At 39.5% G+C, this 16,543-nt stretch carries 2 protein-coding genes; both read right to left on the bottom strand.

The genetic code is table 11. From position 1 onward, the window contains the following. Positions 1 to 24: 24 nt before the first annotated feature. Complete coding sequence (locus PAND9192_RS17720) at positions 25 to 7,851, bottom strand: GEVED domain-containing protein (protein WP_159458260.1); 7,827 nt, start codon at positions 7,849 to 7,851, stop codon at positions 25 to 27. A 416-nt stretch (positions 7,852 to 8,267) separates the two neighbouring features. Next, positions 8,268 to 16,328, bottom strand: coding sequence for a GEVED domain-containing protein (locus PAND9192_RS17725; RefSeq protein WP_087854809.1), 8,061 nt, complete (start codon positions 16,326 to 16,328; stop codon positions 8,268 to 8,270). Between the last annotated feature and the right edge of the window lie 215 nt (positions 16,329 to 16,543).

Raw genomic sequence — 16,543 nt, forward strand, 5'->3', positions numbered from 1 at the left:
TATTAATAATTAGAATTTAATTATTTATTTAACCATTACTTGATAAGTTATATAACCATTTTCAGCAGGGGCTAACGTGCCATCAAATTGCCACTCAATATTACCTTCATACCCTATCGTATTATCAGTACTATTTGGGAAGGAAACGGTGCACGATGTTAACGTTGATGGTAATAGCGTGGCAGGAGTCGTACAACTAATACTTTCTGATAATATCGTGTATTCAGGTACGGCATCATTAATTTTAAGCATATCAATGACGCCCGAACCATTATTTATAAAGTAAATCTTATACTCTAAAATATCGCCCGGTTTGGCTTGATTACTGCGACTTTCACTCTCATTGTTAGTTATATTTTTAACTGTCTTTTCTATTTTTAACTCACCTGAACCACCAAATGTTACTCTCACGGTATCTTTGTTTGACACCAAGCGCGTCACCCCATGACCACTACCAATACTATCGGAAAAAACCATGTCTGCGGTAATATCATAATGATAAATAGCATTTAAAGACGCATTTGCAGGAACAAAAACTTTACTCAATAAACAAACTTCACTCTCACCATTGAGCGTAATTGAACTGATTATCTGTACATCTGCACCATCAATCACACCATTACAATCATTGTCACGGTAAAGCACAGTGCTCCAACTATTATTAACCGGTGATGCCGTGGTATTAATAATATTAAACAAGACATTACCTGATGTCGCTGCGGTAAATTTATGAGGGAATATCACTATTTTGTTAGGCTCTGCATCACTGAAATTATCTGGTTCTATTCTCGGCTCTCTGACTTTACCGAAATTTAAACCGCTAATATCATCGCCCGCACTGGCATTTATTGTCATTTGACTATCAACCACATTTACACTGGTGACTTGCGGTATACTAATGACATTAGCCTCACTAATATCAATCCAATCGGCTTGTTGTACAACATTCAGTAATAAATTTTTACCAGAAAAATCAACACCAATGATCATTTGATAAGCGCCATTACCTGATGTCACCGCCGTTGCAATTACATCACCGGTAGTAAATCCAGCAACGCCAGTATCATTGAACGTCACGGTCACAGTAAAATTACCTAATCCAACTTCACTGCCATCTTGAATACCATCATGAGCAGCTGTTGCACTACCAATACCATTGTCTTCAAATATAATGCCACTTAAAATAATACGATTGAGTAACTCAAATGCATGATCTTCAACTTCACCATCACTTGCAGCACCAGAGAAAGTATTACAAGTATTGATCGTTGAACATAATCGAATCCGCATGATGGTATCACCATTAAATCCTTCCGCACTCGCTGCATTTAATATCACCGCAATATTATTAGTACCAGTAACAACAGCCTCATCGCTTATTAACGCTTCATTAGTATCGCTAAAGTCACCATCATTATTTAAATCTACCCAAATATTGATAAATCCTGATCCAACAACATCAATGGCTAAATTAGTGCTTGTTTCAACAATGATTTGAGCAGGAATAGTAATATCTTCATCATCTTGACCATGAATATCATCGCCTAACGCATCGGCACTACTCCATTGACCAAATTCAGGGTCCCAACGCGTGCCTAAATACAAATCAGCGACACCATCTAGCGCCACATCAAAATAAGCGTGACTTGCCTCGCCATAACTTGCAGGTGCATCACCGAAATCAAGAGCGTCATAACAACCTGCACCATCGTTACCTTGTAAGCTGCCTTCATCAGAAGTAGTAACGTATTCGACTTCTTGTGTCATCACATTAATACGATATACCACTGCACGCTCATCTAAATCAATAATGCCATCTTGATTCGTATCATGATTACCGCCATTCGTGAGAGCATAAAGACTTATCGCGTTATCAATGATTAAAGCTCCCGCTTGTAATTTACCATTAATATCAACGGTCGGTTCTGCACCAAAGAAAGTAAGATCCTCAGCAGTAACAGCCCCTGTAGATACATTTACGGTATATAAATTATCACCATTTAAATCGACTAAATATCCAAATCCAGATTGACTACTAATGGCTAAATCAGCCCCCACATCAATAGAACCACCACCGTAAGATCCACCTAATGTTGTTATATCTAATAAAACAGTCGTAAAGGTCTGGGTATTAAGATCAATTTTAATCAATGAATCCCATGACGTTCGCCATACAATTAAATAATTACCATCGGCGGTCACATCACCAGCCGTTGGTGATGCCAATACTGTACTAGTCGAACTGTATCCGGTATGTCGCAATGCATCTCCTGGAGCAAAATCAAAACTCTCTCCATCTTGCAATCGACGAATTGTTGTTGCTGATTCAGCGCGAATATCACCTAAATCAATAAAACTTGTTCCTGTTTTATCTGTCACGAACAAATGATGAATACGATCGGCTTGTGACATATCAGTAAAAGTACCGTAAATTAAACCATTAGGACGATTAAAACCGATGGCATTAATATTGGCAATATTCGGTTGATTGGTAATAGTGATAGGGTTAACAATATCAGTAAACGTGGCTGGTTCAACAGTTACATCAAGAGAGTTATAGCTGTAATCTGTCGCTGATATTGGTAAACGAGTCTGCACAATTAAGTCACATTGGTTATTACTGATCAAATCAGAAATTAACACACGATAATCTTCCACCTCACCATCATTAGCTAAACTAATCGGGCTGTCACAACCAACATCACTACATAAACGAACCCGTAAATAACTGTAACCAACAACAGCACTTGTAGGTATTAGCACACTGTAATTATTATTCCCTATCACAGCACTGGCATCGGCAATAACTTGCTCACCTGGATCGTCCCAATCACCATCAAGATTAAAGTCTAACCATGCATAAATACGTTGCCCAGTACTTATTCGAGCCGCATCTTCAGTGATATTAACCGTAATATCAAAATTCTCACCTTTGGTGGCTGCATAAACTATCGTGACACCATCTTCATCATCAAAATTATTGTTATCATCGGCAATCGCACCAATGTCTTGTAAATCACCGAGATCAGTATCCCACAAGCTACCCATACGTAAGTCAATGAAACCATTATCATCAGTGTCGGCCTGAACATGCATTGCACCATCATTTTCATAAGTGGTAGTATAATTATTAATACCAGTCCCTACAGTGGTATCAGGTGCATCACCAAGATCAACACCAAGAACATTAGGCGCTTTAGTAAAACACCCCTTTTGCAAATTATAGGCATCTCCAGTACTCCCCGTAAAACCAAACCGGACCAGGTTACTTCCCAATGCTGTAACTAAATCGTGAGTAAATGAACCAACTAAAATCCCATCCATGTAATACATCATAATATTAGTTGTAGGATCCCACTCAAACTGAGTAATGTGATAACGACCATCTTCTAATTCACCGCCATTAACAGCATTAGCTGCAATTAATGTATTTACGACTGATGGCGTGTAAATATCACCATTTAAATACACACCAGTATGATCTAGATGCCCTAAGGCATCATCTAAATCATCCGTTGCGCCAATATAAGTATTATCAAAGGTATCAAACTCCACCACCATTGACGGGGCTATTCGAGTCTCAGTCGAACCAAACACATTGTTATTACCAATTCCATCCACACCAAGATAACCGCCTAAACCCCCCTGTGCATTAAAGCCTCGAGGATCGTTCGATAACACAAAGGTCATGCCGTCACCTCCAGCTTCAATATTAAATGGTGGTACAACATTAGCGCTACGATCGCCAAGATAGACCGCAAGTTCAATATAGAATGGCTGATTTAAATCAATAAAGCCGTAGCTCCATAAAAAACCATACTGATTAGTTGCACTAGGTGTTACAACATATTCACCATTGGTATCAAGATAAGCATCACCGGCTTCATAAGCACGTGGCGCATCACAGCTAGCAGGATCAACAACATTTGAAATAATCGGCGTTACTGTATCGGTATCATCTTCTCCATTAATAAAACCATTATTCGGCGTCGAATCCGTATCAATAATACTGGTTTCAATAATTTCACCACTAATCACTGGAGCAGTTAGTGATTGAGGTGCTAAACGGATCACTGCGTAATCATTAAAGCCAAGACCAATAGTGTCTAAATCTAGCTCTCCTGTTATAGGATCATAGGTAGTAATTTCCGTGACCCCATCACCTGCATATGCTTTAACAAAGCTATAACCTACGGGAATAGGCAGTATTACTTTTGTATTTGGCGCTACTGTAGACCCCATATTTGAGACACTAAGAACCACATTAAATGGAATACCTAGCGTCACATTATTATTTGGATCAAGTGAAAGCGTTAATGCCAGATCACCAATAGGTTTTAATGATATTACATGATCTTCAACCTCTCCATCACCACTACTCCCCGTTGGGTTTTCACAGTTTTCAAGGCTTGAACAGATACGTAAACGCACAAAACTATCTACTAATTCAACATCATTAGGAACGGTGAAATTTAAGACTTCGTTACCTGATACCGTTACATTTGCCGTTTGTCTTTCATCTGCATCAAACATACCGTTGGCATCAAAATCAATCCAACCATATAAATTATCATTACCTGACGTTATCACTGGCACAGTTAAAGACAATGTATCTGTACCAACTAAAATACTATTAATTATTGGCTGATTAAATCCATCTTCATCATCTGACGTTAACCCATTAGTATCATCACCATTAGCCTCAATTGTCGGTTGGCCATTATTTTCATTATCAGGCGCATTAATACCAATATAAGGAAGACCGATGCTATTGATCTGATGACGAGGACCATCATCGACTAATTGAGTTAAATAATTCAAAGAAGAAGGGGCATCTCCCCAATCAAGCGGCAGATCGGCAAACCGACAACGTGCACCATCATTTTGTCCTGTTGCTTCATTCATCTGAGTAAAATTTATGGCAACATAATTATCAGCTAATAACGTTGGGTCAGATATATTAATACGAACAATACGCCCAGGACTTGGATTTTGAGAAGCGTACATATACCCTTGATCATCAAAATAGTTGGCTCCCCATCCAACTGTTGTCACCCCATCATCGCCGACAAAACCTAAATTAGTACGAGTACCTGTTGAAGGATCAAAACGTACCAAAAAACCAGAAGGAGTTAAGGTATACAACATATTATCAATTGGATTAATTGCCATGTCAGCCATTACAGGGGCTGATACTGCTAATTCCTCGACTTGCTGCAAATAAGTAAGGCTATTTGGATTAACATCAATTTTATATAATGATGTTCCACTATTATTCATTAATAGTAATAATCCATCATCATCAATATCACCACTATTATAATTATTGATTGCCATCGTGCTGCCTGTTATTGGCAATACGAATGTAGCACCGCTACCATCAACCATTAATACGGTATTTTTATTCTGGTTATTATCACCAAACAATGTATTAGTGATCATATTGTAACCCGTACCACCAAAGATCCCTGTTTCTCTGGGAATAACATCGTTAAATAACGGTGTAATCTCCCCAGTTGTTAAATTAACGCTAGTAATGTCCGTTGGAATATTACGTAATAGATAAGCATCACTGCTACAGGTTGGATAAGGGGTAATAACAAAATCACCAAAGTTAACATCTGAGATAATATCGGCAGTGACAGAAACAATATTTGCTGAACTCGAATGATAAGAGGAAGGATCACCTATAGTTCCACCAGAATAAGCACCGGTAGTCGTATTTAACGTTGATTGAGACGGAGGGCATGTCGGTGAAACAATATCGGTTTCATTTATCGCTTCATAAACTTGATAAGTCCCCGCAGAGGCAACAGTAATACTGTATGCGCCAGTCGTTGCATCTGCGTTAGTTGCATAACAAGTATTTGTTACTGCATTATATGCAACAATCGGTACTGCTAGACCTAAACCTGTTTCAGAGCCATCTTTAACACCATTGGTTGCTGTTCCGCCACCATCACCATTATCATTAAAGACAAAGCCTGATATTTGTGGGGCAACGACTGTCAACAAGTGATCTTCTACCTCACCATCAGTAACAGCACCTGTTGGAGAATTACAGTCAATATCTGAACATACACGAATACGGAGATAAGTATTACCTAATGTCGCTGTAGCAGGTACAGCAATAGAATAGTTTTGAGTCGCAGAAGATGCCGTTGTATCTACAATAACTTGTTCACCCGCATCGTTCCAATCGCCATCGTGATTCCAATCCGCCCAAGCATAGAGCCTTAGCCCAACTAATGTTGAAGCAGGATCTTTAGTTAAAGTGACAGAGACATTGGTACTAGCTCCCAGAACAAAAGCATCCGTCCAAGTCACACCATCGTCATCATCGATATTATCAAGATCATCGGCGGTAGCTGCGATATTTTGTAGCGTACCATCATCATCATCCCACAATGTACCTAACGTGATATCACTGTAAGTATCAGCATCAGTATCATTGAACTTATGAACAGCACCATTATCCGTTAACGTAGTTTGATAATCACCATTACCCGTACCCACCGTAGTATCTGGCGCATCCCCATAGTCATAAGTACCCGCAGCAAAAGTTTCAACTACAGCGCCTTGTAACGTACTAAATAATAAGCGAACCGAATGTTCTGTTGCCCCATTAACTATGCCTAAATCCCACTGTACACCAATACCATTATCCGTTGTTGTCGTCGTATTTAATGTATTATCTAACTGAAATGGCGCGCTCTTTAAATTAGAATTTAACATAGTGCTATATCGACCAGAAAAATATCGGTCCCATGGGCGATCTAACTCAAAATATCCCATAAATTGATCATTGGCTGAGTAATTTTTTACTACGCCAACGATCGTATATGGTGGCGTACTCGGTTGGTAATTTATTTGATTATAAGGCAATGTGAATGCAGCACCAGCATCACCACCGTTAAGAAAAGTATCAAATCCTTGTGATAAACCTATATTCGATGTATTTGAATCATCAGCAGATTCTAAACAATAGTGTTGGTCAAAAAAGTCTTTACCATTTTCATATGTAATTTGCGTAACAATCTTGATGTCATCAGCATCATAAATATTATTATTATTTCGATCCCAATATCTTGATGACCATATAGAAAATGGATCAACATCAGTACCACTACCACTCACTGGAGTCATTAAAAAATCTTTAAAATTACAATATTCTCCTGAACTACCATCTTCAATATGCATGAAAGGGAAAGTGCTGCTGCAACTATAACTATTAATTTGATAAGATTGCCGTTGACCATTTTTTAATACACCATTACCGCCAGCAGCAATATGATGGATCATTAAAGGTGAACCATTAATCGTTTCATATTGAGTTTTCGATTTTGTTGATGCGCCCACTAAGCCTGACGTATCACAATCACCATCCGCAAAAACAGATGGATACTTTAAATACTCAGGATGAGGTTTAAATTCAACTTCTTTTTTTCCATAAGAGATTTCAAGATCCCAATCGCCATCTTGAGTAACGTGCCCTGTTTTGTCATTAGATGCTAATACCGTGAGTCCAGAATAATTTGCAAATTGCGATAATAATTCTCGGCCTTCTTTTGTTTTACCTAAATCACAGGCTAAAAAATTTATGACACCATTAGCGCCTAACTGCTGACCTATTTTTTGAATTTGTTCATGAAAATCATTGATATTATTTAAAGAAATAACATCATCACCAAAGGAAATTTGTCCCGATTTACCATGTGCAAATAAGTCAATCTCCTTAATATGCTTATTTTGATTTAAATAATGGATAACATCAGAAATATTATTAATGAATTGGGGAGATTTTATTTCATTGAAAAAAAATGGGTCTGATATTAACGCATTATCAATCATAACTATTTTTGATAATGATCTCCTATCTTCAATATTATTAAAAATAAAACACAGTATAAAAAATAGAATTAAAATGCACTTTTTCATCTTTTTCCCCAATATGAGAATATATTGAGAATATGCATAAGAAATGCCAAATATATATTTTATACAAAAATAATAAATTTCCAGGTTAATTTATTATGATTAGCATTACTAAAAAACGATAGTTCGCCACCGATTACTATAAAGTCTTAGAGTAACTTCTCATCACCCTAAGTTGGGTAAGGGTTTACAGAGAAATTTCCAAATAAGCAAGCCCCCAAAACCATCTAAAAAAACAGAAGGTTATTTACCTGTCTTTTAGATGGTTAATATTTTTATTTTGCAACTTAATACGCATATCTAATTTCAATTAAGTCGCATTCTACTGTCATTTATTTCACTTTAACTTGATAAGTAACATAGCCACTTTCTGCAGGACCTAACGAGCCATCAAATTGCCATTCAATATTACCTTCATATCCAACCGCATTATTTATACCACTTGGGATAGCGACGGTACACGTTGTCAGTGTTGATGGGAATGACGTAGCAATTGTACTACAACTGATCACCTCTGATAACGTACTGTATTCTGGTATCGCATCATTAATTTTAATGGTATCAATATCCCCTAAGCCGTTATTAATAAAGTAAATCTTATACTCTAAAATGTCTCCCGGCTTCGCTTGATTACTGCGACTTTCATCATCTCCTGTCGTTATATTTTTAACCGTCTTCGTGATTTCTAACTCACCAGCGCCGTTAAAGCTCACTTTGACAGTATCAACATCACTCACCTGCGTAGTAAATGTGCTATCTGTAAAAGTCATATTGGCATTGAGTTGATAGTTATACACCGCATGTAATGGTGCATTACTTGGTGTCATCACTTTGATTAATAAACAGATTTTCATTGTACCATTGGCACTAGCGGCTGTTGGGTTTGTTACCACCGTATCGGTTCCAGCATCTAACTCACCATCACAATCAACATCAAAGTACATCACTTCCGTCCAGCTATAACCTGACGGTGCCTCAGATTTATTGCTCAGGCTAAAGCTGACTTCACCACTGGTATTCACATTGAATTTATGGCTCAAAAAGACAGGAAGCCCCGGTTGGGTTTCGGTGTAATTATCGGGCTCTAGAGTAGGCACAGTAACTTTACCAAAATCAAGACCCGTTAAGCTATCACCCGCAGCCGCAACAATACTCATTTCACTGTCAGTAATACTGGTACTGGTCACTTGTGGTATTCCGCTCACATCTGCTTCACTGATATCTATCCATTTCGATTGCGACACAACACGAATGATTAATGGCTCATCTGCAAAAGTAACCGGCACCACAAAGCGATAATCCCCTGATCCTGTGGTGATCTTCGTATTAATCACATCACCATTACTGTAACCGCCAGCACCCGTGCCATTATAAATTAACTGCACCGTAAAATTACCTAAGCCTTTTTCGAAGCCATTCATAAAGCCATCATGGGCGGTGCCGCCTAAGTACCCATTATCTTCAAACACAGTACCGGTGATCACAATTTGGTTAATTAAGTTAAATTGATAATCTTCAACCTCACCATTTCCTACCGTACCTGTTGGCGTATCACACAGATCACTCACAGTACACAAACGGAAACGAATAAAGGTTAAACCATCATAACCCGTGGTTGGTCCTGCACTTAACGTCAGTGATACATTATTATTGCCAGCGCTCACCGCCAAATCATTAAGGACGGTTTCCCCTGCATCATCAAAGTCGCCATCACCATTCAGATCAACAAAGGCACTTAAGAACCCACTGCCGCCAGTGACCGTGACAGGAATAGTGGTAGAGGTCGCGACAATGATGTCGGCAGGCATGGTAATACCATCTTCGTCATCTTCGCCCGTAGTATTATCACCTGTTGCATCACTACTGTAGAAATCGTGTAAATCTGGATCCCAGCGAGTCCCCAAAATCAAATCAGGCTCACCAGATTCATCCACATCGTCATTACGGTGTCCTACTTGTCCGTAAGTCTCCGGCGCATCCCCCTTATCAACAGAGGCAATACAACCCGCCGCATCGTGGAAAGAAACATTGGGATACGTGCTTGGTATCACATAATAGGCTTCATACGTTGTCATATTAATGCGGTACATCGCTACACGATTAAACAGATCATAAACGCCATCGCCATTGGTATCGTGATCTCCCGAAAGGGTAAAGGCATAAAGGTGATTTAAATCATCCGTTGCAACGGCACCTGTTTGGAAGTTTGGGGCTTTCGCACCATTAAAGTTTAAAGGATAGGTCGTGACAGTATTTGCATCCGGATCATAACGGTACAGTGTCGGTGTTGTCGGTTCAGCTGCTACGCCTAAATTACCGTTACCGTTTAAATCTACCCCATATATAAATCCATCGATTTCTGATACCGCCCAGTCAGGCCCCATTCTGATATTATTATTGGGCGTCCCCCCTAATATTGCGGCAGGTAGAGCTTTAACACTGAACGTCATGGTCGGGAGATCAATAATGATCAAGCTATCCCACACACTACTTGCAACATAATATTTCGTACCATCACTTGAGATAGTCCCCATATTGATAGGGCCACTCGGTATAAGTAAGAAAGAGATGGCATCAGGTAACGCTGAGCCCGTTGTTAGATTAACCGAGCCTAAAGATAATGAATTAATCGTATAATTTCCATCAGATAAAATACGTCCTAAGGATGTAAAACTGGTACCAAGTGTATCGGTAACAACAATTTCCGTATAAGCACCATTCGTATAGGTGCCATACATCAGACCCGTATTTCTATCAAGGGCGAGGGCATTTAATCGGAAATAAGACACACTATTATCAATCGCATTAAATTCAAAGGTTAATGGCTGAACCGGTGTTACGGCTGAATAGGTATAAGTATTCCCACCATCATCAGACTCGGTCACATAAAGCTGATCACAGACATTGGTTAAGTTGAGATCAGAGACCATGAATTTATAGTCTTCTACCTCGCCGTCATTCGCTTCACCTATTGGCGTATCACAACTGGTATCGGCAGAGCACGCCCTAACGCGAATATAGGTATAGCCTAACTCTGCCCCACCAGGAATAGTAATCGGTGTATTGATGGTACCTGCTGTTGCGGTCGAGTTATTAATGATCCGCTCATCCGTATCATCCCAATCACCATCACGATTCCAATCGATCCACGCATGAAGTTGTAAGCCAGTTAAGGTTGAAGCGGCATCTTTGGTCAACACAATATCGAGATCAAAGCTGCTACCAGGTGGCTCCATTGTAGATGATAAGGTCACACCGTCTTCATCGTTAGTTGTCTCATCCAGATCATCTGCGTTAGCAGGGAAACCTTGCAGGGTACCATCATCATAATCCCATGCCGTACCTAAGGTGATATCGATTTGATTATTACTATTGGTATCGGCTTTTTTATGCGCTGCGCCACCGTCGGTAGATTTGGTTTGATAATCGCCTGTAACAGTACCGGGATCCATATCAGGTGCATCACCAAAATCTTGACGTAACACGGCGATTTCACAACTACTTTCAAGTGCTCCGACAAAACCATCAAAAGCCGTTGAACCGTACCACATCACAACACGATGGATAGGAGTGCCACCGGTATCTGAGGTATTAACTTCAAATGCTGGGCCATTATCAGGATAAGATTTTGTTGCGATAACATTGTTACTTAAATCTAATGCAACCACAGTAATTGTACCTGATGAACCAGACGGGTCTCCTACAGCAGACACTGAGTTAGCCGTCCGTGGAGAGCCATCTATATTAACCAACTTATACGAGACCGCATTAACCCCAGCAAAAAGCATTTTGCTATCAACTTGATAACCAGCAGGCTCTCCATGACCAATTATATTGACCTCATTTACGTAAGCATAAGGGGATGAAGTCGACACTTCTTCTATTAATAATCCTTTATTTTGCCAAGTCGTTGCAGGATGTCTTCCTAACGATAACCCCTGAGTAAGATCAGTATAACCAGGTGCTTCTATAACACTACATTCATATACCGCCAACTGGTGATCTTCCACTTCACCATTAGTTGCAATTCCGCCCACATCAGCAGTCGTTAAGCCATCACTCACAGGTGCTAGACGCACCCGCATGTTATAGGTGCCATAACTAAATGCAGGTACACTCGGCCAAACGATATCGTAATCGGTTAAGGTATTGTTTGATGGGACGGTTTGAGTAATGGCTTCTGAAGCATCGAACGAGCCATTACGATCCGAGTCTAGCCACGCAATTAAGGTGGCATCTTCGCCTGTGTTATTAAACACTTTGGCAGTTGCCGTATAACTGGTGCTATCTAGTAATAATTGAGGAAGAGTCACCCCTTGTTCATCATTACCAGCAGCATCATCAGCGGTTGCATCACTGCTGGCTACGGTGACTTCACCATCAACGTTATTAGCACCAAGATATAAAAGACTTGATTGAATATGTTGCGGGCCCCCTTCTGCAAATTCGACTAAATAACTGTCAGGCGCATCACCGCCATCTAGCATAGAAGTATCAGCAAGGATCAATAACGGATGATCTTCGACCTCACCATCACTGGCTGTCCCGCCCATACCTGTTGCCGTTAAGACATCAGTTGTAATTCTTAACCGTACATAACTATTGCCATCAACGGCACTGTAACCGGTAAAGTTGAGCGAACTCGTACCATTGTTAGTATTATCAGCATCAACACAAGGGGCTGAGGTAAACTCTCCCACATCATCAAAATCACCGTCGATATTCAAGTCAGCCCATGCGTAAACGGTAGCATTTAAATCACTACTCCCATCATGATCGTTACACAAGGCTGTAATGGCGAAATCCCCCGTAGAGCGAACATAAACAAGCCCCCTAATCGCATCTTCATCATCAGGAGTACCCGTTGTATCATCTTCGGTACCATTGCCATCAACCCCATCAGCTTCGTTATCACCAAGCTCAGCACCTAAAGAAATGGTGTAATTACTGATTGAGTGATGCGCACCACCTGATGCAATTAACGTTTTATAGCTATCAGGGGCATCACCATAATCATTGGCAAAGGATGTACGCCAATTCACCTCGGTACCATCCAATGATGGGTAATAACTTAATGAATCAGCGTCAGATGTTATCGTGGTACCTGTTGAGTAATTGACAATCCCTGATTGCCAAATACCCGTATTGATAGCAACAGGGAGAATATTATCATCCATACCATCAAAGTTAGTGTCCACACCCGATAAGGTTAACCCAGCCTCAGTGGTATCATCGGTTTCTGTATTATCAGAATCCAAATCGAGATAGTCAGGCTCATCAGTACTGTCATTGTTATTTGGCGTAATACCTTCTTGGATATAATTTGCAGCAATATAAGCACTATTTAAACCTTGATTAGTATCATAATCACCCAAAGTATCATTATTAGGGACTTTGTAGCTAGCTGTCGTCTGCGCTTCGATATTATCTGGAATGCCATCATTATCACTGTCTAAATCTAAATGGTTAGGGATACCGTCATTATCACTATCAAGGGGTAAACAAGTTTGCACCGTTGAAGTAACAAACACATTACCATTTTGATGAACTGGATATAAATTACGGAAAGCAATGACTAACGTATCGCCCTCAGCTAGTGTGACAGAGACACTTTGACTGTTTGAACCGGAGTAATTTGATCCTGCATAACCCAAAATAACACCATTAACAGCAATTGCATTATCTTCATCTGTACTGGCTAATTGAAAATTATAATCTCCAGCCATATAGGCAGGTACTGTAGTTGTAAATCGAAATACATTGGAATCAGGACCATTGCCAGGTGTAAACCCATTTTGATAAGCAATATTTAAGAGACCTGAAGTATTTTCGATGATCTGTCTTGCTAGAGATGTCCCTCCCCCAGCCAAAACTATATCCATAGGATGGGTGGCACCGATTTTGTCATATTGACCAATAGCAACAATGCGGTTAGTACCATAACTTCCCGTAACCCATGTTGTATCTGCGGGCACTCGATATGTAGCTACATCCGCAAGACCACTGGATATATTATAATTCACAGCGTCATATTCTAAGAATTCAGAACCATCGAATGGGTCACTGGTATTTAAAGATTCATCACAGTCTAAGATACCATCATTATCATCATCGATATCAACATTATCCATCACCCCATCGTTATCCGTATCAGTGGTGGAAGGGCTGACAATACTTGGGTGCGTATAAATAAAGGCAACTGGATAATCTTCCACTTCCCCATCGTTAGCAAACCCGGTTGCACGAGTATCAGGATCGCTGCCAGTAGCCGCGGTGGTTAGACTATCTGTGGTAATACGAGCACGGACATAACGCGTCCCAGTGCTCATGCCTGTTAAACTATTCCATATGATATTTTTTGTGGTCGCACCTGTATTTGCTGGAATAGTTTCAGTCTGATATTCATCAACATCAAAGCTGCCGCTGCCATCGTAATCGAACCACATATGTAAAGTGGCATCATTGGTTGGGTGGGAATTATTGACATCTACCGCAAGTGTGTAGGAAGTATCTGACGCGGCATTAACATCTGGCAGTGTAGTAATGCCGTCTTCGTCATCGACACCGCCCGTTGGATCATCAGCCGTGTCATCATCACTGGCGTTGCCGTTATCATCGATACCATTACCCCAGTTACCTGAATCATAATCAATATCAGTACCTAATTTGACTATTTCAGCACTCATAAAGTGCGCAGCTGTGCCGTAACTACTAGGCGCATCACCATATTCAAAATTAGATTCTAAATCTCGCCAATCCACATTCCCACCGAAATTAATATCATTATCAGCATCAGGGAAGTTATCAGTCTGAGTATTATCGAAAGTACCATTGACATCGGTATAATCATCAGCGGTTTCATAGCTAGTATCTAAACCATTATTCCCAACCGTTCCAGAAAGGGTTAAATCAGCTTCGGTCGTGTCATCAACACCATCATTATCAGAATCTAAATCGCGCCAATCAGGCTCATCGGTGCCATCAGTATTTACTGGGGTTAAACCACCGGCATAGGCAGTATCAAGCCCATTTGTATCATAAACACCATTGGGTGGAATATAACCGGTTGTTGTTTGCGCTTCAATATTGTCAGGAATTCCATCGTTGTCACTGTCTAAATCTAAATGATCGGGAATACCGTCATTATCCGTATTCACTTCATCACAATAATTTGAACCAGATGGCGTTAGACTAACTCCTAACCCCAAATTACCGCCATGCAATTCATTAACGTAGTAACGAAATTTATCACCAGCATTGAATTGAAGATTATTGACACCCCCTGGTCTAGTCGCACCAAGGACAGCACAATACAGCACTTCAATATCACCATTGGCTCGAACAATCACCGGCATTCTATCATCCCATGTCCTATCAGATGGTGCCGATAAGTTATATAAACCGGCTTCTCGAGCCGTAAAAGTATGCTCATGAAGAACAATTGCAGGAACTCTCGATGGATTAGAACCTGTTAAATTTGCGCCACTTGCATTTAAAACAGCGATTAATTTATTATAATTATTACTAAACCAGTTAACTCGTAACTGGCCTGCAAATTGTTCCATGGGGCCAGAGGCAACTTCTGTTAAATCAGTTCCATTTACTATGCTTAGTTGATCACTACATAAGTTACTATTATTTTCATACAGTGTTATATCCCAAACACTTTCAAGAATAGGTGATGAAGTACAGATAAAACCTTCTTCAGAATCCAATATACCATCGTTATCATCATCGATATCGACGCTGTCCATATACCCATCACCATCGGTATCAGTGGTGGCTGGATCATAGGTTGCAGGATCATATAACACTTCAGGATAGCTACTGTAACGGTGTTTAAGGTAGGCTAAGTCAAGATTAATAGGAGCTGCAGTCAGGTATTCTAAATCCCAATCGCCGCCTTTGGCTTTATATCCTGTCGCATCGGTTGATGCTGCAACTGAAACTCCAATATATTGGGCAAACTTATTCACTAATAATTTACCCGCTTGTGTTTTGGCTATATCACAACCGAGTAAATTAATATGAGAGTGCTCTGAAAGGTATTGACCCAATTGATTAAGCTGCTGTTTATAATTATCAATATTATTGAGCGTTATTTCATCTTGTCCAATAATGATTTTTTCAGCTTCACTATGAGAAAATATATCAATAAGGTTCACATGATGATTATCTTTTATTATTGTTATTAATTGTTCTACGCTTGATATTTTCTCTACGGGAATATTATTATCTTTAAAATAAGACTTATTTGATAATTGAGAATCGATAACGGTTAGGCTTACCACTTTCGTTTTATCATTATTAAACATAAAAATGTATGACAATAAAAAAACAATACTAATCGATAATATGATGCTAAAGCGCATTCTGTTAGTTATTGTCGGCATATTTTATCCTTTACAATCGCATAAATTTGATAAGCAATAAGCAATAAGCAATAAATAAGCCAAAAAAAACCATCTAAAAAAACAGAATGTTATTTATCTGTCTTTTTAGATGATTAATATTTTTTTATTTTGCGACTGAATATTCATGGTTTATTTTAATTCAATCGCATTCTACTATTAATTATTTCACTTTAACTTTATAAGTAACATAGCCA

Origin of the sequence: Photobacterium andalusiense, from assembly GCF_900185625.1 — a bacterium.
Taxonomy (GTDB): Bacteria; Pseudomonadota; Gammaproteobacteria; order Enterobacterales; family Vibrionaceae; genus Photobacterium; species Photobacterium aquimaris.

Coding starts and splice junctions, on each gene's coding strand:
- PAND9192_RS17720 (WP_159458260.1), bottom strand. CDS start 7,851: ATGATTGATAATGCGTTAATATCAGACCCATTTTTTTTCAATGAAATA.
- PAND9192_RS17725 (WP_087854809.1), bottom strand. CDS start 16,328: ATGCCGACAATAACTAACAGAATGCGCTTTAGCATCATATTATCGATT.